Below are 26,546 nucleotides of genomic sequence, written 5' to 3' on the forward strand. Positions count from 1 at the left end.
GCTGCATCGACGAACACCCATACCGCACCAGCCGCGCCCGTCTTCGTCGTGCCTGCGTATTACCCCGCCGCGTATCCGTACTACGGCTGGCCCGCGTGGTGGGGACCATCGGTGTCACTGAGCTTCGGCTATTGGGGCGGATGCTGTTACGGCGGGGGCCGGCACGGCTACTGGGGCCACCACGGCTATTGGGGCCATGGATATCGGGGCGGTCATGGCGGCTGGGGTGGCCACGGATACCCAGGGCGTGGTATGGGCGGCGGCGGCCATTACTGGGGCGGTGGCGGAGGCCACGGGCGTTCGCATTGAACGCTAACAGAGATGCGCTCGTGTTCAACAGTTCCCCGACAGCTGAGCACGTGGGTGAACTGGACGCAGCTCGCGAACGCGCGGCAGCGTCGGACCGTGCGGTGACCAGTTTCAGCCTCCATTGCACTTCGTCGAGTTTTTCAACACCCTCGACTAACAATTCAACTGACGTATGAAGATAAGCATAACTATCTTCCAGCAGAAGAGCGCGGACGTCGAAATTTGACTACAAGGCCTTTTTGGCGGGGTCTGTCTATTGCCTGCGGATCGGTTCATCAGTGCTGCTCTGGCTCGGCTCTAACGGGGCAAATTGTGACGTCCACGAGCGTACGGTACTTTCAGCAAGTTCGATTTCGGTGGCGATGCAGATGCTCCAACTGCCCAACCACCAGGATGAAAATTGGCTCGCTGGTCCTCCAATCGCGGTGTGCTCGGGGACCCGAGCTGCCTGTTCCTGGTCGATTGCCCGACCGAACTGTTGCTTCACTCGCCCGCATGAACAGTTTCCGACAAGGCAAAGTGCTGGCTCTGATGCAGAGAACGGGCTGCTTTACTGGTGATTTTGCGCTGGCATTGTTGGCAGCAACTGCGGTGGGTGAACTGGCTGATGGAAGGTCCTTCGTCCATCGCAACGCCCGATTCGCGGCGAACCTGACGCGATATGAGCGCAGACTTGAGGTTGCACTATGCGTCGTCGAGGTACTTGCTCCAGACTATCCGTTGATGTTGGTTGAGCGCACTCTACAAGTGGCATTTGGCCGGCATTTGCTCGCAATCGGGCCTGCTCGGGACTGGCTTCGGCAACGAGCCCCTATCTACCTTGAAGCGCTGCAGGATGCCGGTGTTGCAGCCGAGCCCGCGCGCAGACCGCGTCGCCATATCCGCATAGCTCAATAACGGTGGCCACTCTTGTGTCCGGCGCGTTCGTCATTGGCATACATACAGCCCGTGAGGTTTTTGTGTGCAACGTCTGGATTTTTTCATCGGTCGCTGTGGTGACCACCGCATGAAGCCGCGGACATATAAGGGTTACGAGTGTCAGCCGAGCAGCTGAATCGCTCTCCCGCGGACGTTCGCAGGGTTCGCTGCTCAACAGCGGCCGCCTTCAATCCCGGCATGCCAGGATGTACGGCGCGCCTGGCAAATGGTCTTAAACTTTGACAATGCCCGCCCCCTCTGACCGGACACGGTTGCCGCTGTCCAACTACCGGAAGAAGCGTGACTTTCATGTCACGCCAGAACCCGCGCCATTGGCTGGCGAAGCCTCAGGGGATGCCCACCCATCGCTGTTTGTCGTGCAAAAGCACTGGGCTAGCCGCCTGCACTACGACTTTCGGCTCGAGCTTGATGGAGTCCTGTTGTCGTGGGCCGTGCCCAAAGGCCCAAGCTATGACCCAAAGGAAAAGAGGATGGCGATTCACGTCGAGAACCATCCGGTCGACTACGCGAGCTTCGAAGGCGCGATTCCGCCAAAGCAGTATGGGGCCGGCACCGTGCTCGTGTGGGACCGCGGCACGTGGGAGCCGGTCGGGGACCCGCACGAGGGCATGAAAGTTGGCAAGCTCGTATTCCGACTCCACGGTGAAAAGCTCGCCGGGTTGTGGGAGCTGGTCCGAATTGCCAAGCCGGAAGACAGGCAGGACCAGTGGATACTCTTCAAAAAGCGCGACGAGTGGGCGCAAGCGCTTGCGGAATACGACGTCATCAAGGCGCTTCCCGACAGCGTCACCACGAAGCCGCTCGGCTTCATTGAAGAACGGGAGCCGAAGGCCGCGCGGCCCGCGCGCGGTCGCGAGCTGGCGATAGACCTGTCTGGTGCAGTCAGCGCGCCGCTTCCCGCTAAACTCCAGCCGCAGCGAGCGACGCTAGCTTCGTCGCTACCGACGAGTGGCGACTGGATAACAGAGGCGAAGCTTGACGGGTACCGAATGCTTGCTCGCGTCGATAAGGGACGCGTACGACTTTTCACGAGCGGCGGCCACGACTGGACGAAAAAGCTTGCAGGTCTGGCCGCAGAGGTCGGGAAGCTCCCTGTCTCCAGCGGATGGCTGGATGGTGAAATAGTCGTGCTCAACGACGGCCTGCCCAACTTTTGTGCTCTCCAGAATGCGATAGACGGTACTGCGAACCTGGAAATCGTCTATTTTCTGTTCGACCTGCCGTACTTTGATGGCAAGGACGTGAGGAACGTCCCGCTGTGGGCGAGGCGCGCGCTGCTTTCTCAACTGCTCAAGAACGAGGGCGAGCGCATACGGTTCAGTCAGGACTTCGACGCTCCGGCGGCCAAGATATTCGAGGCCGCAGCTGGTTTGGGTCTTGAAGGCCTGATGTTGAAACGCCGCGACGCGCGATATGAATCGGGAAGGACGCAGACGTGGCTAAAGGCGAAGTGGCGGCTGCGGCAAGAGCTTGTCGTCTGTGGCTTCACCGCTCGAGGAAGCAAGGACTGTGAGGTCGGCAGCCTGCTGCTCGGATACTATGTTGGCAACAAGCTTCACGACGCTGGCAGCGTCGGCACCGGCTGGGACGCGCGGACTGGCGGAGACTTGTGGGCCCGCCTGACTCCGCTCGAAGTGGATGCGGCGCCATTTGACGTCGCCGTGTCAAGGCCGGGGCGTTGGTCTAGGCGTGCCGCCGGCAGCGAACGCTGGGTTCGCCCCGACCTTGTTGCCGAGGTTGAGTTTGCCGAGTGGACTGCAGAAGGCGTCGTGCGACAGGCGTCGTTCAAGGGATTGCGCGTCGATAAGCCGTCGCGGCGCGTAGTCCGCGAGGCGGGGCAAACGCTAATGCCCGCTCCTGTCTCTCAGGTCAAAGTCACGCATCGTGAGCGTATCGTTGACCCGTCGACCGGGGTCACAAAACTCGACCTGGTCCGGTACTACGAAAGCGTTCTTGAGTGGATGCTGCCCCACCTGAAGGACCGACCGCTTGCGATGGTCCGCGCGCCTACCGGTATATCTGGTCAGCTGTTTTTCCAGAAGCACGCCGAAAAGACGGCCATGCCCGGTCTTGAGGCGCATGACCGCGATTTGTGGCTGAATCACCCGCCGCTGCTGACCGTCGACACTGCGGACGCGTTGATGTCAGCCGCCCAGATGAACGTCGTTGAATTCCACACCTGGAATTCAACCGTTCAGCGCATCGGCAAGCCCGACCGGGTTATCTTCGACCTGGACCCCGGTGAAGGAGTTAAGTGGGGGCAGGTTCAGGAGGCGGCACTTCTTGTACACACGCTCCTGCTGGAACTGGGGCTGAAGGCATGGCTGAAGACAAGCGGCGGCAAGGGGTTGCACATTGTGGTGCCGTTGACCCCCAGACTGGACTATGACGTGGTGAAGTCGTTCTCGCGCTCGTTTGTTCGGCATCTTGCGAAGACGATTCCCGAACGCTTTTCCGCCACATCCGGGGCGTCCAACCGAATCGGCCGGGTTTATGTCGACTACCTGCGCAACGGGATTGGGCAGACAACGGTGGCGGCCTTTTCCGCCCGCGCACGGTCCGGCATGGGGGTTTCGATGCCTGTTTCATGGGAGCAACTGTCCGCGCTGAAGATCGGGGCGCAATGGACGGTGCAGACGGCCCGCGAGCATCTTAGCTTCCAGACGCAGGACCCCTGGGCGGATTACTGGTCAAACAAGCAGACGTTGGCATCAGCGTTAAAGCGCCTAAAATAAATCGTCTGTTGGTCGGCGCTGGAACGTGGGACGTTCCGGGTTCGACCAGACAGTTCGGAGCTCCGGCGGGGCACACGCATTGCCCGGCCGACTGGCTGAACCCGCCCACCCGCGAGGAGAAGTCCATGCCCGCTCGTTCAATCGCCTCCCTATCCCTGTCATTCGGGCTCGTTTCCATACCTGTCAAGCTTTACTCCGCGACGGAGAGTTCGTCTGAAGTCAGGTTCAATATGCTCGCTCCAGACGGGTCCCGGGTGAAGCAGCAGTACATCTCGGAGACGACAGGAGCTGTCGTCGAACGTTCGAGCATGAGGAAGGGCTACGAATTCGAAAAGGACAAGTTCGTCGTGTTCAGTGCCGACGAACTCAAAGCTCTTGAGGACGCCGCCAGTCACGTCGTCGAGATAGTGGCCTTTATCCCGGAGAAAGCGGTTGACCCGGTTTACTACGAGAAGGCGTACTACATTACTCCAGACAAACGCGGTGGGAAGCCATACAGCTTATTGCAGCAGGCGCTGGCAGAGAGTGGCCGTTGCGCACTTGCCAAATGGGCCTCTAAAGGCAAGACCCGAATCGTACAGGTGCGGCCCGAAGCTGACGGACTCGTGTTTCAACAGTTGCTCTATGCGGATGAGGTTCGCCCGCTGAAAGAGTTCAATATCGAACACGTGCAGGTGTCCGACGCCGAATTGAAGCTAGCGCTTCAGATTATCGAACAGGGCGCCGAAGACAATTACGACCCGACTGCGTACGAGGACGAAGAGAAGAAGCGCATTCTTGCAGCTATCGACGAGAAAATTGAAGGCAAGCAGGTGGTCACGAACGAGCCGGTGGAAGCCGGGTCGGGCGGCGCTGAAGTCATTGACCTGATGGAAGCCTTGCGCGCAAGTCTTAAGGGAAGCGCAAAGGCAAAACCCGCTTCAGCACCGAGGCGCAAGAGCGCGGAGCCTGTCACGGAAATTGCGGCTGCCCCGAAGACGCGCAAGCCCGCTGCACGTGCACTCAAAGCCCCTGCCGAGGAACCCGCAAAGGTCCGGGCACGAAAGTGATATCAAAAGATACCGCGCGCGAGATTTCGATGCGCGAGTTGAAATCGATGCTCGGGGTTTCCCGCCACGTGGTTTCTGGTCTGGTCACAGCTGGATTCGTCACGCCCACTCGTGGGCCGCGAAACGGGTATCGATTTACCTTTCAGGATGTCGTTCTGCTTCGAACTGCATTGCAGTTGCGCAGTGCCCAGATACCGCCGCGCAAGATAATTCAGGCGCTTTCGCGGCTCAGGGAGGTACTGCCGGATGAACTGCCGCTAACCGGCATTCGCGTAACGGCGGTCGGGAACGATGTGGCAGTAAAGACCGGGCCCTCCCAGTGGGATGCGGTCACCGGGCAACTCCTGCTGGACTTTGAAGTCGCTGAAATCAAGGGCGATGTCGTGTTCCTCGACATGGAAGTTGGACACAAAGACCTCGCACGCCACGCTGAGAAATGGTACGACCTCGCCGAACAGCTTAGAACGTCGGATATCAAGGGTGCTGAACAGGCATACAGAAAGGCCATAGCGGTATCGCCCGAACCGTTCTACGCAGCCTACGTTGACCTGGGGGCGCTGCTGTGTGAACTCGAAGCGCGTTGCGACGACGCGCTTCATGCATTTAATGAGGCGTTGTCCCACTTTCCTGAAGACTCCGTCCTGCATTTCAACCGGGCCATCGCATATGAGGAACTGGGCCGGCTTGACGACGCTGAGCGCAGTTATAAGCGCTGTATCGAGCTTGACCCGTCTTATGCCGACGCACATCACAATCTGGCAATCCTGCTCGAGACGCGTGGCGACCAGCAGGGTCTCATACGCCATTTGAGCGCTTATCGCAGGTTGACGGACTGAATTACTGCCACTGCTGCGACGCGGCGGCGTTCATATCGTGCAAGCCTGTGTGATTGTGCGGCACAGACGCGGACGCGCAATCGCAGCGTCGCATCTTCGCCAGTTCCAAAATCGGAAGCCCCATCGCCGGACGCTTCGGACAGCTGGCGACGGCGTCTTATGAGGTAAGTGCCATGGACCGTTCTGAATTCCTGCTGGTCACGCAACAACTAGCAGCAGCGGCGAAAATACTTGCCACGGTCGGTCCCCAGGACCTGCGGGCAGACGCGCTCCGGATGCTCGAACTCTTTCGTCGGTACGACCAGATTGGCACCGCTTCGCATGTGGTTGCAACATCAAACGACGAGTTGTTTGCACGCACGGGCCACGCCGCCCTCACAATGGCTGGACGCAATGAGTTCGCCGCGTCGCACGCTCTTCTTGTACAGGCCAAGTCTCTTTTAACAGAGGCGTGAAATCAGCGGCGGCGATGCGACCAAGGCGCCGAAGGCATTAGAGCAGCGCAGTTGCAACATCGACAAGGCGCGCCGACGAACACTGATTTTTTCGTGGCGGGTTGGACTTGTTCCACAGCTTGTCACAGGCTCGATAACGGTCTACGGCGGCTTACGTGGCGTTTTACCCCGACTGCAGCACTCCGACGGTGCCAGAAACATGAGGAAAACCGCCAGTAACGGCAGAAAACGACGATATGCCTGATGGTCCTGGGAGGCGCATGGCCGTCTCCTCTTTTAGCTGCGACTCCCTACAATCGAATCCCCAAGGCTGTCTACACGAAGGAATATCGTGAAGAGGCTGTGGGCGCTCTTGTTGAGCAGACCGTGCTCTATGACCTTGACGATGCGACTTTGCCAGGCGCCCAGGCCCTCTTTGGCAACTTGACACATCACCGGGACGACTACAACAACGATTACGAGGCACCCCAGGTTCGCTGAGATCGTTTCGGTAACGCCATTCGTGAGTTCGCGTTAAGTGTGGGCAAGAAGAATTTCTTCACATTTGGAGAGGTGTGGGGCAGCGAGGACCAGATAGCCAGGTTTATCGGCCGCAACGTGTTCGCGTCTTCAACTGATATGGTTGGAGTCGATGCGGCGCTCGACTATCCGCTGTTCTACGCGTTGACGACGACGTTGAAGGGGTTGAGCGCACCCTCGAGTCTGGCGGCGATGTATCAGAACCGCAAGAATGTCGAGAACGTGTCATCAGCTCACACGGGGAAGCCGCTCGGTTCTTCGTGACATTCCTCGACAACCACGACCAGTGGAACCGCTTTTACTACGTGGACCCGTCGAATCCCAACCACTACGACAACCAGGTCACCATGGCGATGGCGGCTCTACTCAGTTTGCCGGGAATCCCATGCATCTATTACGGCACGGAGCAAGGGCTTCATGGTGCAGGAGGTAGCGAGAGAGCGACGCGGGAGGCGCTTTGGGGGAAGCCCGGCACCCCCTTTGACGACGCCCATCCGTTCTATATGCAGCTCAAGAAGGTATCAGCGGTGCGCAGTGCGCTTCCGGCGCTACGCTACGGCAGAATCTACTTCCGTCCTGTCTCGGGCGACGGCGCAACCTACGGGGTTTCGCCTTACCCCAACGGTGTGCTGGCGTTCGCGCGCATTTTGAACGATAGCGAAGTGGTCGTCGTCACGAACACGAATACCGAAGAGACCATCTCTATATCGGTCGTCGTTGACTCGACCCTGAGCCCGGCCGGCACAGTACTCGTCAGCCAATACAGCAACCAGTCTGAGGCCATGGAGTTCGCGACCGTGACACAAACCGGGGAGGTTCACATCCACGAAGTCGATGGAAGCACATCAGGTGGTCCAGCGTGCGTTATTTCGGTGACGGTTCGGCCAATGGAAGCAATCATCTTCGCGCGACAGGTTGCGTAAGCCAAACAGGCGGTGCTCAAATCGCTCGGAGCAACCGCTATCCTTTATTGCGTACTGCAAAGGCGCCGCCCTTCAACGCGTCGCAGATTCGTATTGACTCCGCGACCATCCATCCCCGAAGGCGTGTCGAACCCGCCGCCTTCTCGTCGTTCATGTTTGATATTTTTCATTTGTGTTTTTGCCGCCGCGCGCCGACCAAATGTCCGTTACCTGGCCGGATTCAACTCAGGGTGCCGGTTTGAATAGGGCGGCCCGTGCTTCAGCTCGTAGTGCGCGCCGGCGCCCGTGCGTGTTCCCGGGAAGCGGTCGCCCTCAACGCATGCAGCATCATATGTCCGGCCCTCGTTGTCGCCACCTTCAAGAACGACCAAATAGATACCTGACGTCCTGACGATTTCGCCGGGTTTGAATGTGTCTGGCATGATGCCTCCTTACGTGCGCCTCTCATTACTCGGGCGAAATCTTCATCGACTTCTTCACCGTCCTCCGACTCAATGCGGGTGGTTCCACTCGTCGCCGCCGGGTCGCTGGCGGGGAAAGTGTCTTCAACAGCCTTGTCGACATCCTTCTCGGACTTTTCACTTGTGCGGTTCGATTCTTTCGGGGTGGTGGCCATGCCGGTCTCCGGTTGCGTTGGATATGACTGAGGCGAGCAAGGACTATTCCGCAATTCCGACTCCGCCCAGTGAGGTAGTGTTGCATCCACCGGTTGAATCCGCCAGTCACTCCGGACGAACGGGCATGCTGCATCGGCGATTTGTTTCCCGTATCGCGGTGGTCTTCGCGACGCTTGGTAGTCGACGTGGCGGGCAACCGTTGCGCACCAGATGCTCCCCTTAACCGTTCAAGAGGAGCTCAGTGTCGGCGCGCGGAATGGGGCCTTCCTGGAAAACAAGGAGGCGGGCCAATCCTGACGGGCAGCGCCGGCCGCGGCGGCACCGCAATGGCACGCCGGACGCGAGTGGCGCGACGGATACGATGTCTGGCGCGTGCGGCGCGAACACGATGGGTCACTCTTGCAGCAAGTGGAAAAGGAAAAAGCCGACGCAAAAAAAGGCGATGGACCGCCGGCTTCCAATAATGAAATGAAAAAGACCTGCTAGGGGTGAGTTCCGGCAGTGCCTGTTGGGCCTGGCGGGGTCCACACCCGCTCGCATCGCCATGGCGCTTTTGCAGTCTTCGCGGCGAGGCGCGATGCAGCCTGTCGTAGCGACCATTCGCGCGTCTGGTGGTCAAGGCAATGCGGCTATGCCACCAAAGCAGGTCACGGTGGCATAGCCGCTGAGCGGCAGGCCACGGCGGAGCGCGAGCAATGCTAAGGACCATTGTGAGGGCGGCATTTTCGGATACGGAGTGAGCGTCCGTTGTCGGTTCTATCGCCTACCTGCCGTTGCAAAGGCGACGAATGAGCGACCCAAGGCACGCATCTTGCGGCACTTCGTTCGTGAGCGGCAGACGCTTGCAGGAGATACCCTCTTCGGAGGTGGGCCATGAAACATAACAGTAGGACTTTTTACGCTTCGGCTCTCGTGATGGCACTGTTGGCAATAACATGCGCGCAAGCTGGCGGCACTGCTGGCGGGACGGTAACACCCGGGGCCGGTCCGATGAAGGCCCCGAATGAGAGGGGATACGGTTCGCCGGATGTCATGAGCAGTGGCGTCGGTGAGGCGCGCAGCAGCCCTCCGACGGGACGTTGTAACCGCGGGAAGGCCAATGGTCTGAATATGGGTACCCGTAGCGGCGCGAATAGCGACGTCAACAGACCACGGAACTGCCCAAAAGAAAACGGCCAGTAGCGATAACAGCGGACTGCACGCGGCGTCAACATCGCGACAGGCTCACTCGACAAGCAACTAGCGCATGCCTGCACGCTCGGGTGAACGCGTTGACCAGCGTCGACGGCTTCGTCACGCGGCCGACTCGTGAAATTGGTCGCCGGCCCATTTCACGTGACAGACTTCGTCGTTGACGGTGATGTCGCCAAGGCTGAGTCGAGGCGTGCTGGCGACCTTGAATCTGGCTGAAACGTCGCGACGGCAGCGGTCAGGTCGTCGTCTTTGGTTCGGGCCAGGGCCAACCCTTTCGCTCGCCGGGCGCATCCCGCTCCGGGGGCGACGGGACCCCGACGGGACTCACTTTCTCCGCGGGCTCGTGCAACGGCTCGGCCCACGCGTCCCTTCTCCCTTCGCCGTCCAGTCCATAGTGTTGGCGAATCGCAAAAATGCCAAAACTACTGCGTATTTGTCTGATATCCGTGCTGGCATTGGTCTATAACAAATTGAGCAACGCAATCTATTGCCGTTGCGGACCCACGAGGTCGCCACGTGCAGATTTCCGTGCGACTCTTCAGCACCTATCTGCCAGCGCTAATCAGCCACATACATATTTAGCGACGCAGCACCCTCATCCACACGGTCGGACTCGGTCGCGGCAGTCTTGCGTCGATTCACCGACGATGTTGCTCCGCATTTCCCGAAAGACCACCGTTGCCCCAGGTTTCTTCCCCTTCACCGACGATGCAGGGGAGCCTCGCTGCTCGGGGGGCGGAAGTGAAGCCGCAAGTATCCCGAGGTGGTCGCGCGGAAATTTGCTCACCAAGCGAGGCGTCGAGATGCAAGTACAAGTGATGGTAACGGCAAGTGCGCTTTGCCTATTGACGGCAGCCGGTGCCGCGTCTGCACAGGACGCGCAGCAAACTCCCTCTGTGCAAATGAATCAGTCGGCCAAACAGCAGGGTGCGGCGCCGACACCGGAACAGGTGCGTGACACCTCGGTGGGTGGCATGTCGATGTCCAGAACGCAAACGGGCGGGCGAACGCTATACGGTGCGCCCTGTCGTGCGGGGACGTTCTGCGATATTTACCACGGAAATTAACCGGGCCGCCGTGCCTGGTGTCGACAAGAAAGAGGTGACGAGATGAAAGTGCAACTTTTCGCTGTAATCAGTGCGGTATCAATGCTCGCTGCGGGCGCCGCTCATTCGCAGGACATGCAACCTTCGGGCACCGCCGGCCCGTCAGCTTCCCAGCAGTCCATGACAACTGCCCAGCCGGCCACGACTATGGACCGCAGCCCTGACCTGGGATACGGACCCCAGCCCGGCGGAAGCAGCGGCAGCGGCAGAGCCAGAAATGGTGCCCCGTGCGTGGTGGGCCTGTCCTGCGATATCTATCAGGGCAGCTAGCAGACCCGACCGATGCGCGGGGAGGGACCAGCCACTACAGAAGAAAATGAGCCCGTGAATTCTGTTTCCGCGGTGCAAGAAGGCGGTGAGCGCGAAGGTGCCGGCTTAGAAGGCGGTGGAGAAGAAGCCTGTGTCGGCTGCGGCTAAGAAGGCGCCCGCGAAAAAGCACCCCGCAAGAGCGTGGCCGGGCCCGCTCCGGTGGCCACAGTCGAGTCTGGCGTCGAGCGCGGAGTTGTCAGGTGCCCGGTGGACCAGCGATTTTCTGGTTCCACCGGGTATCTGCCTACACCGACGCGTGCTGCGCGCCCGCCCCTACCTCGAAACTACAGCCTGGACTGCTCCAGAGCTGCTGCTATCAGACGTTGCGACTGACGTCGAGGTCGTCACGCGAGAACTTGGCCTGCGGGACGAGATGCGCGAACGCCTGCGACGTCGAACCAGGCCAATGACCTCCGCCTCTTCGTGACGAGCGGGATGATCGAACGATCGCCGCCCGTTTGTCGCGAAGAATGCGGGGTTATCGCTACTTGTCCAGCGGTCTCATGCGCCGATAATTGTCAATTTCGACCATTCCGTGGATCGAAATGCGCGACCGAATCGACGATGAGATCACCTTTCGCAAGCTGGAATTCCTGCTCGCATTCATGGAGACGGGAAACCTGTCGAAGGCGGCCGAGGCGCTGGACGTGAGCACGGTCAGCGTGCATCGTGCGCTGCACTCGCTCGAACAGGGCGTACGATGTGCACTGTTCCGGCATGAAGGCCGCAACCTCAAGTCGACGGAAGCTGCGCAAATGCTAGCCGATGTGGCGCAAGAGGTGCTCACTCTGATGTCCGCCGGCATTCACGCAACCCGTGAGGCGGCGGGGTATTCGTCGGACCGGCTGAAGATCGGCTCGCTATACTCGCTGACCATCAGGACCGTTCCTGACATCGTCGTCGACATCAAGGTAAGGCGGCCGGCGCTCCAGGTCGAACTCGTGCTCGGTTCGAATGCCGAACTGCTCGACAAGCTGAAGCAGGGCACCGTCGATGCGGCCCTGATGGCCTTGCCGGACGGCGAGCCCGAAGTCGAATCCATCCCTCTTTTCGAAGACGACATCTTTTTCGCGGCGCCGGCCGGTTCACCCTACGCGAACCAGGAGGCGGTCGATTTGCGGGACTGCCGCGACGAGACCTTCGTTTCCCTCGGCGAGGGATTCGTGACATATCGAGGCTTTATGGAGGCGTTTCGCGTCGCGGATTTCACGCCGAATGTGACCATGAAAGTCGGCGATATTTTTTCGCTGATGAACCTTGTGAGCGGCGGGGTCGGATATACGCTACTACCAGGCCGCGTGCGCGGCGTGTTCGGCGACAAGGTGCAATTCATTCCTCTCAAGCCGCAATACCTGATGCGGCAGTCAATCGGTGTCAGCTTTCTGCACGCACGCGAACGCGACCCGAACCTGTTGGCGCTGATGGCCGTCTGCCGTCTTTGCACGAGAAGGGCTGGCTGAGGTTTCAGCCCTCACTCGCGCACCCGTTCCCGCTCGATCAGCGCGCCAAGATCCGGCAGCGCCGTCTCGCTGCAACTCACGGCGATCCCCTCTGTGAAAATCGCGCTGCTTAACCGTGTCAGCACGTTGGCCGGCGGCATCTCGACGGCGAGGCGTGCGCCTCGTTCCCACGCAAGCCTCACCGTGTCATGCCAGCACACCTGCCGCGCCATGTTGCCCGCAAGATCGGCCACGATGCGCGGGCCGTCAAAAAGCGGGCGTGCAATGTTGCTGCTCAGATACACGAGACGAGGCGCGCGCACGGTGATCTGGCCAAAGGCATCGGCGAGCGCCACCGCCGGTGCGTCGAGCAAAGCGCAATGCGACGGAACCGCCACGTCGAGACGCTCGCAGCGTTGCGCCCCGTGTTCGATCGCAAGCGTCGTAAGGCGGTGCATGGCAGCATCGCTTCCTGCAACGACCATCTGCGTTTCTGCGTTAATGTTCGCAAGGAACACGGGCGTGGCCGCGCTGTTCACTTGCGCGATCAGTCGTTCGAGCGCCCGCTGTGTCATGCCGAAGATCGCAGTCATGCCGTAGCCGCTTGGGTAGGCGCGTTCCATCAACTGGCCGCGCAGCTCGACGAGCTTCACGGCGTCGGCGTATTGAAGCGCGCCCGCGATCACGGCGGCCGGATAGGCGCCGATCGAAAGCCCCGCCACCATGTCGGGTTCATAGCCGCGGGCGCTCATCACGCGCGCCTGAGCGACGCCCGCGATCAAGACGCAAAGTTGCACCGCGACGGTGGAGCGCAGCGAATCGGTATCGTCGAGCGATGTGACGTCGTAGCCCAACGTGTCGCTGGCTTCTCGCAGTGTTCGAGCGACTTCGGCGTGAGACGGGAGCGCATGCAACATGCCCGGGCGCTGCGAGCCCTGACCGGGGAATGTGAACAGTACGCTCATGATGCGTCGCCAACCCAGGGATCCGATACGAGCAAGGGGCCACGCCCCGTCTTCAGCAGAACGCGATCCGCGTTGCCGGCCCACTCCGCGAGCGCGAACCCGCCGTGGCCTGTGTCGACCTGCATGTCGATGCGCGCCGGCGACGCTTGCAGCAACGAGAGAAGCGAGCGGGCTTCGTCGCGCGGCAGCGGCTTCGATGCGCGCAGCAGCAGATCGAGGTCGCTGTCCTGGCGCAGCGTGCTCACGCCGCTCGCAAGCGCAAAGCCGACGCTGCCGGTGATGCCCCACGTCAACCGAAGCCGGTCGAGTTCTAGCGCGATGCGACTCAGTGCGCGCACGCAGGGCAGTGTGGAGAGTGCGGCCTTCGTCCGCCAGGCGCGGCCTTTGGCGAGCGCCTCGGGCGTGACGCTGAGACGGATGCGCTCGTGCGCCACGTGAGCGGCGAACCGCTGACTGCGAGCACGACCGCGAAGCCCGACCGGCACCACGCCCTGCTCGCTGACCGCTTCGCGCCGCACGACCACCGGCGCGTGCGAAAGCCACTCGCGCGAAGCCCATCCAGGTACTTCCGATGTCGAACGAAGGTCCTCCCGCTCGCCGATCCACAGGAGGTCGTGCGGGCGAAACGGTTCATGAGCGGTAGACAAGAGGATTCTCCCAGGCGCATCAAGCGTCCATCAAAGCCTTAGTCGCAAAGAACAACAGCGAAGGTCCGAGCAGGCAGCCGACGCCCGTATGGAACGTCGCGATCAGCGCCCCGTAAGGCACGAGCCGACGATCGGTCGCGGCGAGCCCCGCGCTCACACCGCTCACCGTGCCCGCCAGGCCGCCGAAGATCATCGCGGAGCGTGGCGTCTTCAGTCCCATGAAACCGGCCGCGAGCGGCGTGCCGATCATCACGATGATCGCCTTGATGAGGCCCGTCGCGATGCTGAGCGCGATCACATCCGAGCTCGCGCCGATCGCCGCGCCCGTCACCGGTCCCACGATATACGTGACCGCGCCCGCGCCAATGGTCGTCATGCTGACGGGATCGGTATAGCCGAACGCGTAAGCAATGCTCGCGCCGACGATGAACGGCAGCACGGTGCCGAGCAGCAGCGACACCACGCCGATCATTCCCGCCTTGCGCGCCTCGGTCGCCTGTACCTCGAACGCGGTCGCGACAATGGCGAAATCACGCAGCATCGCGCCGCCCATCAGGCCGATGCCGGTGAAGAGCGGCAAGTCGGCGATACCCTTTTGTCCGCCGGTGAATGCGCCGCCGACATAGGCGAGCGCGAGGCCGATCACGATCGCGATTGCCGAGCCGTGCACGCGTCCGAAGGTCAGCTTGCGCGAAATCAGCGACGACGCCCACATGATGAGGCCCACCAGCGCGAACGCTGTGACGAGGCCGTTCTGAATCAGATTTTTATCGAGAATTTGCAACATGACTGACTCCTGCTTCAGATTTCTTCAAGATGCGGAGCGTTCACGAACGACGTGCTATCGCGACCGGTCCGGGAAAGAACGGCGATGCAGCATGCGCAGACGGCCGCAGCACCCAATGCCGAAAGCAGTGCGACGGGGCCGCCCTTGAGCGCGGCCACGACGTTCTGGTTGGCGGCCATCGCCACCACGACGGGGATGTACATCGCGCCCCAGAAGCCGACGCCAAATTCGGTTTCCTTCGGCAGCAGTCCCCTCTTGTGCAGATAGAGCTTCAGGAAAATCAGCAGCAGCATCGCGATGCCGACGCCGCCGACGTTCGTCTTCACGCCGATCGCGACGCCGAGCAGGTCGCCGAGAAAGAGTCCCGCGAGATGGCAGAACGCGAGAAGTGCAGTTCCATAGATGATCATTTCATGTCTCCTGTAATACCTTTATTGGCTTCTGACGAGCGGGTGCGAGAAGCGAAGCTCTACCGCCATTGCTCCCGAAGCTTGCGGCGAACCGTCGCGGAGGCCGCGCGGTGCTCGCTGCCGAGCCGACTTTCCAGACCGCGCGACGGGTCGTTGCGGATGTCGTCGAAAGCGACCTGCAGCGCCTTCTCGACGGTGGTCTGATCGGCGCTGGTCGGCGCATCGGCGTTGGTTACGCTCAGGAGTTTCCAGAGCAGCCCGAGCGATGCGTAGTTGTCGATGTCGTAGGCCATCGGCGGGACGCGCGCCGTGAACGCTTCGAGATCGGCGACTGAGCGGAGCGTGACTCGCGCCGCCGATTCCTTGCCCATCGCGTGGACCATGACCTTCGGATCGGCGAGTGCGATGAGGCGGTTGGCCTGATAGCCGTGCGCGAGAAACGCACCCGACATCGCGCGCCCGACGATCAGCCCGATCACCGGATGGCCCGCGAGACGCGCGCTGGCGTAGGCATCGGCGGCGGCGGCGAGCGCCTGGTGGATGCCGTACGCTTCCTCGCGCCGGCCGTACGCCTGGCTCGCCACGTCGATCACCGCGACGATCGCGCGCTTCTCTTCACGCTTGCTATCCGCATCGACGACCTCACGCACCGCGCGCGCCACTTCCCATCCTTCGACGAGACCGACCTCGCCGCCGCGCGCCCGCGGGAACGGATTGTCCGGGTCGGGCACCACGGCGATGAAGCGCGCGGGACGGTCGCCCAACCGCGCATCGGCGACCCGCACCGACGGCGGATAACCGGCCTGCAACGGCGCGCTGTAAGTGAGCGCGTCGAGCCAGACTGCGCCGCGCTTCGAAAGCTCTTGTGTGCTCATAACTGAAACCCCTTGCCGTAGATGGCGGCCGCCTGTTCTGGCGTGGCCTGCACGCCCGGATCGACCTCGGAAAGCCGCGTCAGAAAACCCGCGACGCGCTCGCTGCGGCATGCCTCGGGCCGCCCCGCGCGAAAGCGTTCGATGACGGCCGCGCGGATCGCGTCGGCGTCGTCGGCGACGTAGTCGTCGACGAGTCCCGTACGATGCCGCTGCTCGCAGCCGGTGAAGCTCCAGATCATCGGACGGTCGCGCGAATCGAATTCGGCGATGCCCGCTTCCTGTTCGATGACCGCCGGACCGTTGAGGCCCAGGCGCGCTTCGCGGGTGCCGATCAGATAGCTGCACAGTCCCGCCGCGATCGACATGCCGCCATAGCAGCCGATCGGCCCGGCCGTGATGCCGATCACCGGCTGGTAGCGCCGCAAGTCGACGATGCCTGCGTGAATTTCCGCGATCGCCGCGAGCCCGAGATTGGCTTCCTGCAAGCGCACGCCGCCCGTTTCGAAGAGGATGACGGCGCGCGTCGGGATGCCTTTGCGGTTGTCCTCGGCGGCGAGTTCGAGGCTGCCCGCGATCTTCGCCGCCGACACCTCGCCCATGCTGCCGCCCTGGAATCCGCCATCGATGCCAAGCACGACGGCTGGCTGCCCGTCGATGGTTCCCTTCGCGACCACCATGCCGTCGTCGGCCTGCGTCACGATGCCCTGGCGCATGAGCCACGGCGACGTGATGCGCTGGAACGGATCGATCAGTTCGCTGAAGGTGCCTTCATCGAGCAGCTTGTTCGCGCGGCTGCGCGCATCGAGCTCGATGAAGCTCTGGCGTTCGAGCAGTTGCTGTGTATCCATGATCGTCACGCTCCGCCGGTTGATTTCAGTTGTTCGAAGACCTGCCCGATGCGCATCTGCACGACGCCCGGCGTCGCGCCCGAATCGTTGATTTCGAGCTTCGCGGCGGGGAGCGACCCGTCGCGGAAGATGCGTTCGAGCACGGCCTGCCAGAGGTGGCCCTTGCCGTCGACGGAAGTCGTGATGCTCACGACGGTGCGGTGCGCCGCGTTCGCTTCGAGCAGCACTTCGAGGTCTCCCGAGGCGACGACGCCCGCGAGCGCGCGGCCTTGTACGGGTTGCCCCGCCGGGAATTCAAGGACGATGGTTTCCATGTGTGCTCCTATGCGTTCGACGTGTGAGCAGCTTCGCGTTGAAGCCGGTCGAGAAAGAGGGCGGCGGCGAGCAGGTCGGCGGCTCCCCCGGGCGATACGTGCAACTCGACGAGACGGCGGTCGAGCGCCTTCAGTTCACGGCGCCCCGCGAGCGCCGCGGCGCCGCCTTGCTCCAGAACGCGCCGCGCGCCGTCCTGCATCTCGGCGAGCGCGTCGGGTCCACCGCGCGCGAGCACGCAGGTGTCGTCGAGGCTCGCCATCACGGCGAGCAGCGCGTTCAGGCGCGCGGCCGTTTCGCTGTCGCCGCGCATGCGCGAACGCACGAGTTCCGGCAGCGCGACGTCCACGACGTGCGGAAAGCCGGCCTGCGCCTGTCCACGCGCGCCGCCGACGTTGTAGTCGAGGCACGCCTGCTCGCCCTTGTTGCCGGTCAGCGCGGGCGCGTGGCGATCCTGCACGCGCGCAATCGATCCGGCGCGTGCGGCGACTGCCTCCGGCGCGAGGTCCGCCAGGTCATGCGCTGCGCCGGTGACGAGCAGCCCGAGCGCCCAGATCGCGCCGCGATGCGTATTCACGCCGCCGGTCGCGTCGAGCATGCGCGCTTCGCCAACGCGCCCGATTGCGCCGATGCGCTCACGCAGCGCGAGCAGCGGTTGCGTTTCGATGCCTGCACGCGCCAGTTCGACGAACGTCGGCTGCAATGCGAGCGCCGATGCGCACATCAGTTTCCAGTCGAGATCGTGATGCGCGCCGCGGCTGCGGATATCGACGAGTCCGGGCTTCGGCGCGAGCGTGACTTCGTCAATCAGCGCTTCCACCACATGCGCGCCGAAACGTTCGGCCAGGTCCGGCGCCTGGCGCAGCGGCCGCGCCGCGTTCATTGCGAGGTTCTCGCGCATTACCAGCTCCGAAAGCGTGCGGGCGGCTCGTACAGTCCGTCCGACCAGTCGACGATATCCGCCATGCTCTTCGCGGCGAGCAGCGACCGGCTCGCTTCGCTGCGGTGGATGCCGAGGTCCTCGGGCAGCGCGACGAAGCCATCGCGGCGCAGCGCCGCGAGCTTGCCTGCGTCGCTCTTGAGACCGATCGGCGTGACTCCCGAGACGGCCGCGATCATCTCCTTGCGATGTTCGAGCGAGCGCGCCTTGTAGAGATACGCGATGCCTTCCTCGGTCAGCACGTGCGTGACGTCGTCGCCGTAGATCATCACGGGCGCGAGCGGCATGCCGGATTCGCGGCCGACTTCGACGGCATCGATCGATTCGACGATGGTCGGCTGGCCGCCCGCCTGGAACGTCTCAACCATCTGCACGACGAGCTTGCGGCCGCGCTCCAGCGGGCTGTCCGTTTGCAGCAGATCGAGCCACGCGGGCGTCGCGTGGCGCCGGCCGTGCGGATCGTGGCCCATGTTGGGCGCGCCGCCGAAGCCGGTGAGCCGCCCGTGCGTCACCGTCGACGAGTTGCCTTCTCCATCCATCTGCAGCGTGGAGCCGATGAACATGTCCACCGCGTATTGCCCCGCGAGCTGGCACATCGTGCGATTGGAGCGCATCGAGCCGTCGTGGCCGGTGAAGAAGATGTCGGGCCGTTGCGCGACGTAGGCTTCCATGCCGAGTTCGCCGCCGAAGCAGTGCACGCTGTCGACCCAGCCGGTTTCGATCGCGGGGATCAGCGTCGGATGCGGGTTGAGCGTCCAGTGGCGGCAGATCTTGCCCTTGAGACCGAGCTTCTCGCCGTAGGTCGGCAGGATCAGTTCGATCGCGGCCGTGTTGAAGCCGATGCCGTGATTGAGCGACTGCACCTGATGCTTCTCGTAGATGCCGCGAATCGCCATCATCGCCATCAGCACCTGGATCGGCGTGATGAGGCGCGGATCGCGCGTGAAGAGCGGCTCGATGAAGAACGGCTTGTCGGCCTGCACCACGAAATCGATCCACGAGCCGGGGATATCGACGCGCGGCAGGTCCTTCGGATCGTCGACGATCTCGTTGACCTGTGCGATCACGATGCCGTCGCGAAACGCGGCGGCTTCGACGAGCGACGGCGTGTCTTCGGTGCTCGGACCCGTGTAGAGATTGCCTTGGCGATCCGCCTTGTAGCCGGCGCACAGTACGACGTTCGGCGTGAGGTCCACGTAGAGCCGCGCATAGAGTTCGATATAGGTATGGATCGCGCCGATTTCGAGGATGCCGTCCTGCAGGAACTGCGAGATGCGCAGGCTCTGCGCGCCGGCATACGCGAAGTCGAGCTTTCTGGCGATGCCGCGCTCGAAGAGATCGAGATGCTCGGCGCGGCTCACGCTCGGAATGATGAGATGCAGGTCGTGGACGACTTCTGGATCGACTTTCGCGAGGGAACGCGACAGGAAATCCGCCTGTTTCTGGTTGTTGCCCTCGACGACCACGCGGTCGCCCGAGGCGACGAGCGCCTGCAGGACATCGACGATGCGCTCGGTGGGTAGCACCATGCCATCCGCGATCGATGCAACCCGCGCGAGGCGGCGAAGTTTTTCCGCACGGCGCGTGGCCCAGCGGGAATGGGGCTGACTTTGACTGGACATGTGGACTCTCGCTCAGGACGTGAGGCAAGTCTAGGGAGCGAGGTGCACCGGTTCAATGACGCTTGGGACGCGTCTGTTATCCCAAGGGTAATGATCATTCGACGTGAACGCTAAAACCGTGACAGAACTGGGCAAGGGGGGCTTAACCGCGTCGCCCAGGGGTTTTCCCGGTTTCGCTGACGGATGTGCTCGACCGCGCGATCGACATCGTCTGGTTGATGCGCGAGGAATTGCAAGGCAGCCCGGGTTCCTGAACCTCGGCGAGGGCTTCCCCCGTCGAACGGTTGAAAGAAATACGGATAAACCAACAGTGTGTCATGCGCACCGGTGCCGGTTCGTTGTTTCGATATAGAAGCCGGTTTGGCTATATGCCGTTGCGATCGCATTTTCGGCAGAGTTCGCCGAGTGCGAAATAGAGGCTGAGTGCAGCGAATATCGCGGGCGTCCGGAGTCACGCCCTGAGACGGTCAGTCAAGGTTTTTTCGAGGGCAGGTGCAGCCCACATCCTTGACCTTGTAGCCTCGGGCGTCGCTCATTCATGAAACAGCGAATGCCGAAGAAAGGTCGTGCGCCCACCTGGCGAGCGACCTCCCCGACGTGAAAATGCTTACCCATGTAAGCAGCCGAACACTGTGAGCGCTTTCTCGACGTGGCGCTAAGCAAAGGTCATTTTCTGAGGTACACCGCGAGCCTGCAAGGAACGCTGAAACGTTAGACCGAAGCAGGGATAAAGTTGCTGGAATCTCTGGTCACGGGCCTGGTCCAGTTTCTTGACCTGATTGCTCGTGATTCGCGTGCCGTACTGACGCGCCGTTGTGTTCTCGACGGCGAGGATGTGGCTGGTGCGGCTGCGCATCAGTTGCATGCGTTTGCGGGCCAGGTCGCGCACCTCACGGTGCTTCACCGGCAGGATGGTGCCAGTGGGAAGGATCCCCAGGTGCAGCAGGTGGGCCAGGTAGCGCGCGTCGGTCTCGTCACCGCTGTGCTTGAGACCATCATATTTTTTTATTGCCGTAGTGTTGGCCAGATGTACCACGAAGCCGGCGGCCTGCAGGCCGTTGACAAGCCAGTACCAGTTGTACGTGGATTCGACCACGACGCCTGCCAGCTCGGTTCGCCACGGGGCAAGGAACGCCAGAATCATTGCCAGGTCGTTCGGTAATCGCTTTTCGGCGACCACGCGGTCCGTTTCGTCGATCACGCTCACCACGCTGTTGTTCGAATGCAGGTCAATGCCGCTATAGTTCATGATGACCTCCTTCCGGTTAAAGCGGTTTTGGCAAACTCACTTTAACCCCGCCGCCCGGCAGGGCGGCGGCAGGAGATCCGCTAGATGATTTTCAATCGGCCGACGACGCCGAAAACCTCCAGCCAATACCCTGCTCGATGAAAGTGACGGCGCACAGGCCAAACATAGGAGCTCAGCGACGACGGTCACCGATGTTGCTCTGCCAGGTGCGTTGCTGATTGGGCTGACGGATCCGCTGGTCTGTGTTCCTCGCTCTACTCGTACGAGACTGCGGAGGGGTGGACGATGCTCGTGGGCACACTTGCTCAAATCTGCCGGACGGCCATATCGTCGCTCGGACGTGAGTTGGCAGCCTGGAAGCCTTCCAGGGAGCGCGCGACATTCGGGACGGAAGCGATGCTTTCGGTCGCACTTTCGGTGGCAGCCGCGAACGCATTGCATCTTACAGACACATGGTGGGCAGCAATCAGCGGCTTCGCCGTGATGCAAACGAGTTTCGCAGGCTCAGTGCAACGTGCCGCACACCGCATCATAGGCACTCTGATTGGCGCGGCGCTTGGAACCATGGTGGGGCCATGGATCGGCGATAGGCCCTGGCTGTTTGTGCCCGTATTGGGGGCAATCGGCGGTGTGACGGTCTATCAGGCCAACGGGCCCAGAGCGGCGTACGCCTGGGTCCTGGGCGGAGTGACTGCCCTGATGGTGACTTACGAAGCGCATAAGCTCGCGTCAGTGCGATCAACTGAATTATTTGCAGCACTGCGAGTTGCCGAGGTCATGGTTGGAACGCTCGCTTGCCTGTTGGTGGCGAGCGTGTTTCACTTCGGGCCGAAACGGTATGCGAAGAACGGGCGGCCATCGGTGTCTGCAACCGTTCGCGCAGCGGGCGAATCCGCGGCGCCTTCAGCACCATTTCTTCCGCTGTCTCCAGAAGCGATGCGCCCGACGCGCATGCTGCTGTGCTTGCAGGGCGTACTTGCCATCGCAATCCTTGCAGCCCTTGCCTATGTTTTGCATGTGCCTGGATTTGCTCAGGCAATGGTCACGGCGATCGCGGTGCTGATATTGCCTGCAGGTCTGCCAGCAGACAGAACACAACAGCCGGTCATGGAAAAGATGGTGCAACGCGTGGCCGGCTGTCTGCTGGCCGGTTCGCTTGGTGTGGCCCTGCTGCCCTTGATGCAGGGGCAAGTGATACTGTGCATGTTCGCGCTGTCTGTCGGCGTATGGATAGGATGTCACGTGCAGACGGGGCGGGAAGGAGCAAGCTACGTTGGCCGCCAATTCACGATCGCGTTCATCATGGTATTCGTGCAGGACCATCATTGGTCGGCCGATCCGGTACCTGCGCTGATGCGGCTGTCGGGCATTCTCACCGGAATTGTCGTGCTGGCAGGGGTGATGCTCGCGACCAGCAGGCCGCATTTACCGCCGTCGTCGAACGACGTAACCCTCTGAACTCGAATTCACACGCGTCGTGTGGTAAGCCTCTTCCAATGTCCGCTTTGGGCAATGTGAGCGTCTATGTCGGGTCGAGATATGCGTCACGCCTGAGGCACTGAGCGGCCAGTTACGGTCATTCGACCGATTGACCAAGATCGTCGACAATATGTTCGACCTCTCCACGTAGGCGCCACGCCTTGGGCGTGTTCGACAGGGGCGAATCAATGATGCCATGTGCCAAGCGGTGACAGAATGCCTGCACGCACAAATGACATTTGCGCGACGCGGCGAGACTTTGGGTGTCGCCGAATAGCCGCCAGGAACCAGCGCGGTGACATTGACCGCGGGCGGGACGTTGGCACTGCGCCTAACCGCGTCCGCTTCCCCCACGGGCGCCTGCGCTCATGTGTCCTATCTCGGCGCGTCCCGTCGAGCCGAAGCCCGGACGCCCGCTACCGAACTCTGCGCGACCGAAGCCTTCAGGGCCGATTCCCCCGAACCGGCTCAATCCGACGCCCGGAACCCTATGCGATCCGACGAATTGTCGCGGCGACATCGCCGGCAGATGCGTGCGCGCCGCGCCGTACATGCCGCGCATGTCGTAAGCGCCATGCGGAGAATTGAAACCATCGTTGCCGTGAAAGAAGTGATTGGCGTCGATTAGACTGCGGTTGTGCCACACATACTGGCCGCCATCGAACCATACCGCCCGATGATGCCAGTCGGGCCTCCAGTGTCGCCAGCCCCATCCGTAGCCGCCGAAATATCCCAAATCGAATCCAACGCCGAACACGATTCCCGGCCCATCAAGGTAGAGGTCCGGATCGCGATACCAGCCCGGCCAGAGCGCCATCGGCGCGCCATACACGAGCGATGGATCGTATTCGGGCACGTACACGACTGCGGGATCGGCTGGCAGGATGCTGATCAATCCACCATCGTTCGTTACCGTTTCCTGTTGGTTGATTTCCAGGTTGCCCGCTGTGCTGGCCTGCTGCCGCATCGTCTGGATGGCCGCCATCAATTGCTGGGTCTGGCTCAGGTACGCGTCGCCAAGTGATGATGTCCAGACCACATTCTGGTCCATGTTCGCGAGCACGGCGGGAAATCCTGTCAGCGCCTTGACGCTGGCATCCCAGACCTGCTGATCGACTTGAGCGGCCAGTGCGTCCCCCGTCAATTGGGAATTCGATTGCATCCAGCGGTCCGCTGCGACGACTTCCGCGATATGTGTGGCTGCCGCGAGAATTTGTGCGACCAGGGGATCCGGATACAGCGCGATGGGAGCAACAAGTTGCTGCAACTCTTCCGGCGTGCGCTGAATTGCGACGGACGGCGGGACCAGTGTCTGACTATCCTGATCGGCGAACGCATGGCCCGCCATCCCGAACGCGATGCATGACGGCACGACGATTGTGAGGACTCGTCTCATCAACTTCATGGAATCTGTTCCGGTTTTGCAATCTGAGACTTCTACTGTAGGCAAATGAAGTGTCTTGGAACTGACCCACTGATGACGTTTTCGTTATCTTCTTTCAGTATTCGTTGTCGGTACGCTGAACCTGCAGGGGCAAGTACTGGTGAGACTTTTGTGGTTACCATGTGCGATCGTGGAAAGGCGGAACGCGTCGTAGTTCGTGCTGGTCATGATTCTCTCGCCAAAAGATATTGAGGTTTTATTCAACATCGATCCGCAAGGAGCTTTCATACACGCACCTCCTGAGTACTTTCATTGTGGGCTTGCTTGCGAGCTTACATAGATTCTGAGGGTGTCAGAAATTTTCCCGTCTGGAACGCGTAAGCGACATAGATGCCAGAGCGGGGTTATCCGCTCTGGCATCTATGTCGGATCTAGAAGCCGGTCACCTTTCCGGGAAGGACGCCCAGCGCCAGCGTCCCGAAGCGATCGATGAAGGCTGCCGCTTTCTCGCTCTTGGGCGATGCCAGGTAGCCCTTGTACAGAAACACGACTAGAACCGCGAGCAGGAAGAGATAGAACCCAATTACCATCGGGACCCAGACGGACAGCGGCAGCCCAACGGGCGGCGTAAATTCATGGCTCGGTGCACCCGTCGCGGTTTGGGCATGTGCGTTTGCGATGAGGCTGAGGCCGCCGCTGGTTAGCGCGTTGATTAGCAGGACGAGCGCGCCGACGCACGCGCAGAGTCCGATCAGAAATCCTTCGGAACCACGCGCGGCAATTGCGTCTTTGAATGTCAGCGGCGCGTAGGCCTGCTCGACGTCATCCTGAGCCGCTTTGAGAGACCACCGCGATCGGGCGTAACCAGGCGAGAAGGCGCTGGCAGCGGCCTCAGCGTCCTCTTCAGCGATGCCTGAAAGGAAGGGAGGGCTGAACAGCCCTCCCAGCCCGTCGGACGGCATGTCCGCCGGGGCATCTACCTGCGATTCACGAAAGTGATGCTCCACGCGATCCTTACTGATTTGCCATGCGAAGTAGAGCGCCCTGTATATCCCGTCCGCGAGAATCTGGTCCACAGCGTCACTGATCGCTTGCAAGGTGTCTTCGGGATTGTCGAAGCCGTCAGGTTCGGTTCTGTAAATGTTAAAAAACTGGAAAATTACGGTGCTGAGATGGTGGGAGTCATAACCGTGCACAAGGAAGGCATCCAACACGGAGAGCGAGCCGCGGTCGTCGGGCTTAGATCGCAATACGCGGAGCACCGGATCAGGGAGCGAGAGGGCAAGGACGCACGCAATGCCATAAACGTAGTTGTCGATCGTCGTACCCTCGACGGGCGTGGTGATCCGACGTTCCAGAAATTGAGCTATCTCTTCGTCGCGTAACTGTGCCGGGAACTCGTCTCGCCGAAAAAAGAACTCGAGAGCCATCGATACGCTGGCGTGCGGCCTATCCCGTTTGAATAGACTGAACCAGTCCACGTCGCGCAGCCTTTTCTTCGACTTTTTGACATGAGCGGCTCCCAGAGGGCAATTTTAGGGACGCGGTGCGTTTCTCGCGGGCGTCAGACTTATGTGACGCTGCCAAATACCAATACGGCGCAAGCGGCAGGTGACGCCATTTTCGCGAGCGCAGCTGAGCGGTCAGAGAAGTCTCGTCCATTGCATCAGAGCCGCTCGCTGTGGGTGACCCGGCTATCGACCGTCAATTGGGGGAAGCTGTGCGCCACAGTGTTTGCAATAGATTGCATCACCATCGTGCCCTGCGGTATGGCATTGCGGACAGGCGCGGGCGGGCTGCTGCCTCTGCCGCATGGCCGTTACCATTTCTCCACCGACCATGCCCGCCGGGAACGCAATTACGCCATAGCCGAGCAGGATGGCCAACGACGTGACGAATTGCCCGAGCGGAGTCTTCGGATGAATGTCACCGTAGCCTGTGGTGGTCATGGTGACCACAGCCCAGTACATGCTGACCGGGATGCTCGTGAAGCCGTTCGACGGTCCCTCGACAAGATACATAACCGTGCCGAGTACCACGATTAGAATCAGCACGACACCGAGGAACACCATGATCCTGTGCCGACTCCTGACGAACGCGCGCCAGAGAGCCTGGGACTCGTCGAAGTACAAGGGCAGCTTGAGGATGCGGAAGATGCGCAGCATGCGCAACAGCCTGACGTCCACGAGGACATGAAAGCCTGGCAGGAGAATGGCCAGATAGGTTGGCAGGATCGATATGAGGTCGACGACACCGAAAAAGCTCAATGCATAACGCAACGGACGTTCCACGCAAAGGAGCCGGAGAATGTATTCGGCAGTGAACAGCAGCGTAAAGAGCCACTCTAGAACATCGAGTACTACCAATTCACGGGCGCGAACAGCCTCGACACTGTCCAGCATGACGACAGCGACGCTGAGTATGATTGCCGACAGCAGCAAGGCATCGAAGCGCCGCCCGGCGTCCGTGTCGGCTTCAACAACGATGGCGTACAGGCGCCGCCGCCAGCCATGACCGGGCCTGCCAAAGTCGCGTTTAAGTGGGCGGACGACGTTCATGAGCAAGATCGAGTTCGAGTGTTTAGACAAGAGTAGTCGA

At 61.4% G+C, this 26,546-nt stretch carries 22 protein-coding genes and 3 pseudogenes; 11 read left to right on the forward strand and 14 right to left on the reverse strand.

The features are described from left to right. The 8 genes and pseudogenes from P0D89_RS31410 to P0D89_RS31445 form a co-directional block, all read left to right on the forward strand. Positions 1-309: pseudogene (locus P0D89_RS31410) on the forward strand (hypothetical protein); the annotation flags it as partial. A gap of 495 nt (positions 310-804) precedes the next feature. After that, the gene (locus P0D89_RS31415; RefSeq protein WP_408363932.1) at positions 805-1,206 is read left to right on the forward strand and encodes a hypothetical protein; all 402 of its coding nucleotides are present in this window, start codon (positions 805-807) and stop codon (positions 1,204-1,206) included. Between the two features lie 266 nt (positions 1,207-1,472). Continuing rightward, positions 1,473-3,983, forward strand: a complete 2,511-nt coding sequence (gene ligD / locus P0D89_RS31420; protein ID WP_408377685.1) for a DNA ligase D — start codon at positions 1,473-1,475, stop codon at positions 3,981-3,983. A 125-nt stretch (positions 3,984-4,108) separates the two neighbouring features. After that, positions 4,109-5,032 (forward strand): non-homologous end joining protein Ku, encoded by a 924-nt coding sequence (gene ku / locus P0D89_RS31425; protein WP_408363936.1) that lies wholly within the window; start codon positions 4,109-4,111, stop codon positions 5,030-5,032. Between the two features lie 29 nt (positions 5,033-5,061). Next, positions 5,062-5,868, forward strand: coding sequence for a tetratricopeptide repeat protein (locus P0D89_RS31430; RefSeq protein WP_408363938.1), 807 nt, complete (start codon positions 5,062-5,064; stop codon positions 5,866-5,868). A 173-nt stretch (positions 5,869-6,041) separates the two neighbouring features. Next, positions 6,042-6,323 (forward strand): hypothetical protein, encoded by a 282-nt coding sequence (locus P0D89_RS31435; protein WP_408363940.1) that lies wholly within the window; start codon positions 6,042-6,044, stop codon positions 6,321-6,323. Between the two features lie 519 nt (positions 6,324-6,842). Next, a complete protein-coding gene (locus P0D89_RS31440; RefSeq protein WP_408363944.1) occupies positions 6,843-7,106 on the forward strand; it encodes a hypothetical protein in 264 nt (87 codons plus the stop codon). Next, positions 7,103-7,765, forward strand: coding sequence for an alpha-amylase family glycosyl hydrolase (locus P0D89_RS31445; protein WP_408363946.1), 663 nt, complete (start codon positions 7,103-7,105; stop codon positions 7,763-7,765). Before P0D89_RS31440 ends, P0D89_RS31445 begins: the two co-directional genes overlap by 4 nt. Before the next feature lie 259 nt (positions 7,766-8,024). On the opposite strand, the gene P0D89_RS31450 is transcribed toward P0D89_RS31445, so the two are convergent. After that, a complete protein-coding gene (locus P0D89_RS31450) occupies positions 8,025-8,381 on the reverse strand; it encodes a hypothetical protein (RefSeq protein ID WP_408363948.1) in 357 nt (118 codons plus the stop codon). A gap of 3,155 nt (positions 8,382-11,536) precedes the next feature. On the opposite strand from P0D89_RS31450, the gene P0D89_RS31455 reads away from it, so the two are divergent. After that, positions 11,537-12,451 carry a LysR family transcriptional regulator gene (locus tag P0D89_RS31455; protein ID WP_408364019.1) on the forward strand — a complete coding sequence of 305 codons (915 nt, stop codon included), beginning with the start codon at positions 11,537-11,539 and terminating at the stop codon, positions 12,449-12,451. Positions 12,452-12,462: 11 nt separating this feature from the next. Here P0D89_RS31455 and mdcH read toward each other — a convergent pair whose 3' ends face one another. From mdcH to mdcA, 9 genes are read right to left on the reverse strand one after another with little or no spacing between them, the layout of a single operon-like run. Then, a complete protein-coding gene (mdcH, locus tag P0D89_RS31460; protein ID WP_408363950.1) occupies positions 12,463-13,395 on the reverse strand; it encodes a malonate decarboxylase subunit epsilon in 933 nt (310 codons plus the stop codon). Continuing rightward, complete coding sequence (locus tag P0D89_RS31465) at positions 13,392-14,042, reverse strand: malonate decarboxylase holo-ACP synthase (protein ID WP_408363952.1); 651 nt, start codon at positions 14,040-14,042, stop codon at positions 13,392-13,394. Before P0D89_RS31465 ends, mdcH begins: the two co-directional genes overlap by 4 nt. Before the next feature lie 19 nt (positions 14,043-14,061). Beyond that, a complete protein-coding gene (gene madM / locus P0D89_RS31470) occupies positions 14,062-14,829 on the reverse strand; it encodes a malonate transporter subunit MadM (RefSeq protein WP_408363954.1) in 768 nt (255 codons plus the stop codon). A gap of 14 nt (positions 14,830-14,843) precedes the next feature. Beyond that, complete coding sequence (madL, locus tag P0D89_RS31475; protein WP_408363956.1) at positions 14,844-15,239, reverse strand: malonate transporter subunit MadL; 396 nt, start codon at positions 15,237-15,239, stop codon at positions 14,844-14,846. A gap of 59 nt (positions 15,240-15,298) precedes the next feature. Continuing rightward, positions 15,299-16,114, reverse strand: a complete 816-nt coding sequence (mdcE, locus tag P0D89_RS31480; protein WP_408363958.1) for a biotin-independent malonate decarboxylase subunit gamma — start codon at positions 16,112-16,114, stop codon at positions 15,299-15,301. After that, positions 16,111-16,962 (reverse strand): biotin-independent malonate decarboxylase subunit beta, encoded by an 852-nt coding sequence (locus P0D89_RS31485; protein WP_408363960.1) that lies wholly within the window; start codon positions 16,960-16,962, stop codon positions 16,111-16,113. Before P0D89_RS31485 ends, mdcE begins: the two co-directional genes overlap by 4 nt. A 5-nt stretch (positions 16,963-16,967) precedes the next feature. Further along, positions 16,968-17,276: a malonate decarboxylase subunit delta gene (locus P0D89_RS31490; RefSeq protein ID WP_408363962.1), complete on the reverse strand. Its 309-nt coding sequence runs from the start codon at positions 17,274-17,276 to the stop codon at positions 16,968-16,970. 8 nt (positions 17,277-17,284) lie between these two features. Continuing rightward, positions 17,285-18,175, reverse strand: coding sequence for a triphosphoribosyl-dephospho-CoA synthase (locus P0D89_RS31495; RefSeq protein ID WP_408363964.1), 891 nt, complete (start codon positions 18,173-18,175; stop codon positions 17,285-17,287). After that, complete coding sequence (mdcA, locus tag P0D89_RS31500) at positions 18,175-19,836, reverse strand: malonate decarboxylase subunit alpha (RefSeq protein WP_408363966.1); 1,662 nt, start codon at positions 19,834-19,836, stop codon at positions 18,175-18,177. The genes P0D89_RS31495 and mdcA overlap by 1 nt, the downstream gene beginning before the upstream one ends. Before the next feature lie 188 nt (positions 19,837-20,024). Between mdcA and P0D89_RS31505 the strand changes: the two are divergent. Next, positions 20,025-20,231, forward strand: a pseudogene (locus tag P0D89_RS31505) (PLP-dependent aminotransferase family protein); the annotation flags it as partial. Positions 20,232-20,593: 362 nt separating this feature from the next. On the opposite strand, the pseudogene P0D89_RS31510 reads toward P0D89_RS31505, so the two are convergent. Continuing rightward, positions 20,594-21,085 (reverse strand): annotated as a pseudogene (locus P0D89_RS31510) (IS110 family transposase); the annotation flags it as partial. A gap of 285 nt (positions 21,086-21,370) precedes the next feature. Between P0D89_RS31510 and P0D89_RS31515 the strand changes: the two are divergent. Next, a complete protein-coding gene (locus tag P0D89_RS31515) occupies positions 21,371-22,543 on the forward strand; it encodes an FUSC family protein (protein WP_408363970.1) in 1,173 nt (390 codons plus the stop codon). 352 nt (positions 22,544-22,895) lie between these two features. Here P0D89_RS31515 and P0D89_RS31520 read toward each other — a convergent pair whose 3' ends face one another. The 3 genes from P0D89_RS31520 to P0D89_RS31530 form a co-directional block, all read right to left on the reverse strand. Then, positions 22,896-23,969: a DUF3300 domain-containing protein gene (locus P0D89_RS31520; protein WP_408363972.1), complete on the reverse strand. Its 1,074-nt coding sequence runs from the start codon at positions 23,967-23,969 to the stop codon at positions 22,896-22,898. A 410-nt stretch (positions 23,970-24,379) separates the two neighbouring features. Next, positions 24,380-25,429 carry a hypothetical protein gene (locus P0D89_RS31525; RefSeq protein WP_408363974.1) on the reverse strand — a complete coding sequence of 350 codons (1,050 nt, stop codon included), beginning with the start codon at positions 25,427-25,429 and terminating at the stop codon, positions 24,380-24,382. A 213-nt stretch (positions 25,430-25,642) separates the two neighbouring features. Further along, positions 25,643-26,506, reverse strand: coding sequence for an ion transporter (locus P0D89_RS31530; protein ID WP_408363976.1), 864 nt, complete (start codon positions 26,504-26,506; stop codon positions 25,643-25,645). Positions 26,507-26,546 lie beyond the last annotated feature (40 nt).

Origin of the sequence: Paraburkholderia sp. RL18-085-BIA-A, assembly GCF_046027075.1 — a bacterium.
In the GTDB taxonomy this organism is placed as follows: Bacteria; Pseudomonadota; Gammaproteobacteria; order Burkholderiales; family Burkholderiaceae; genus Paraburkholderia.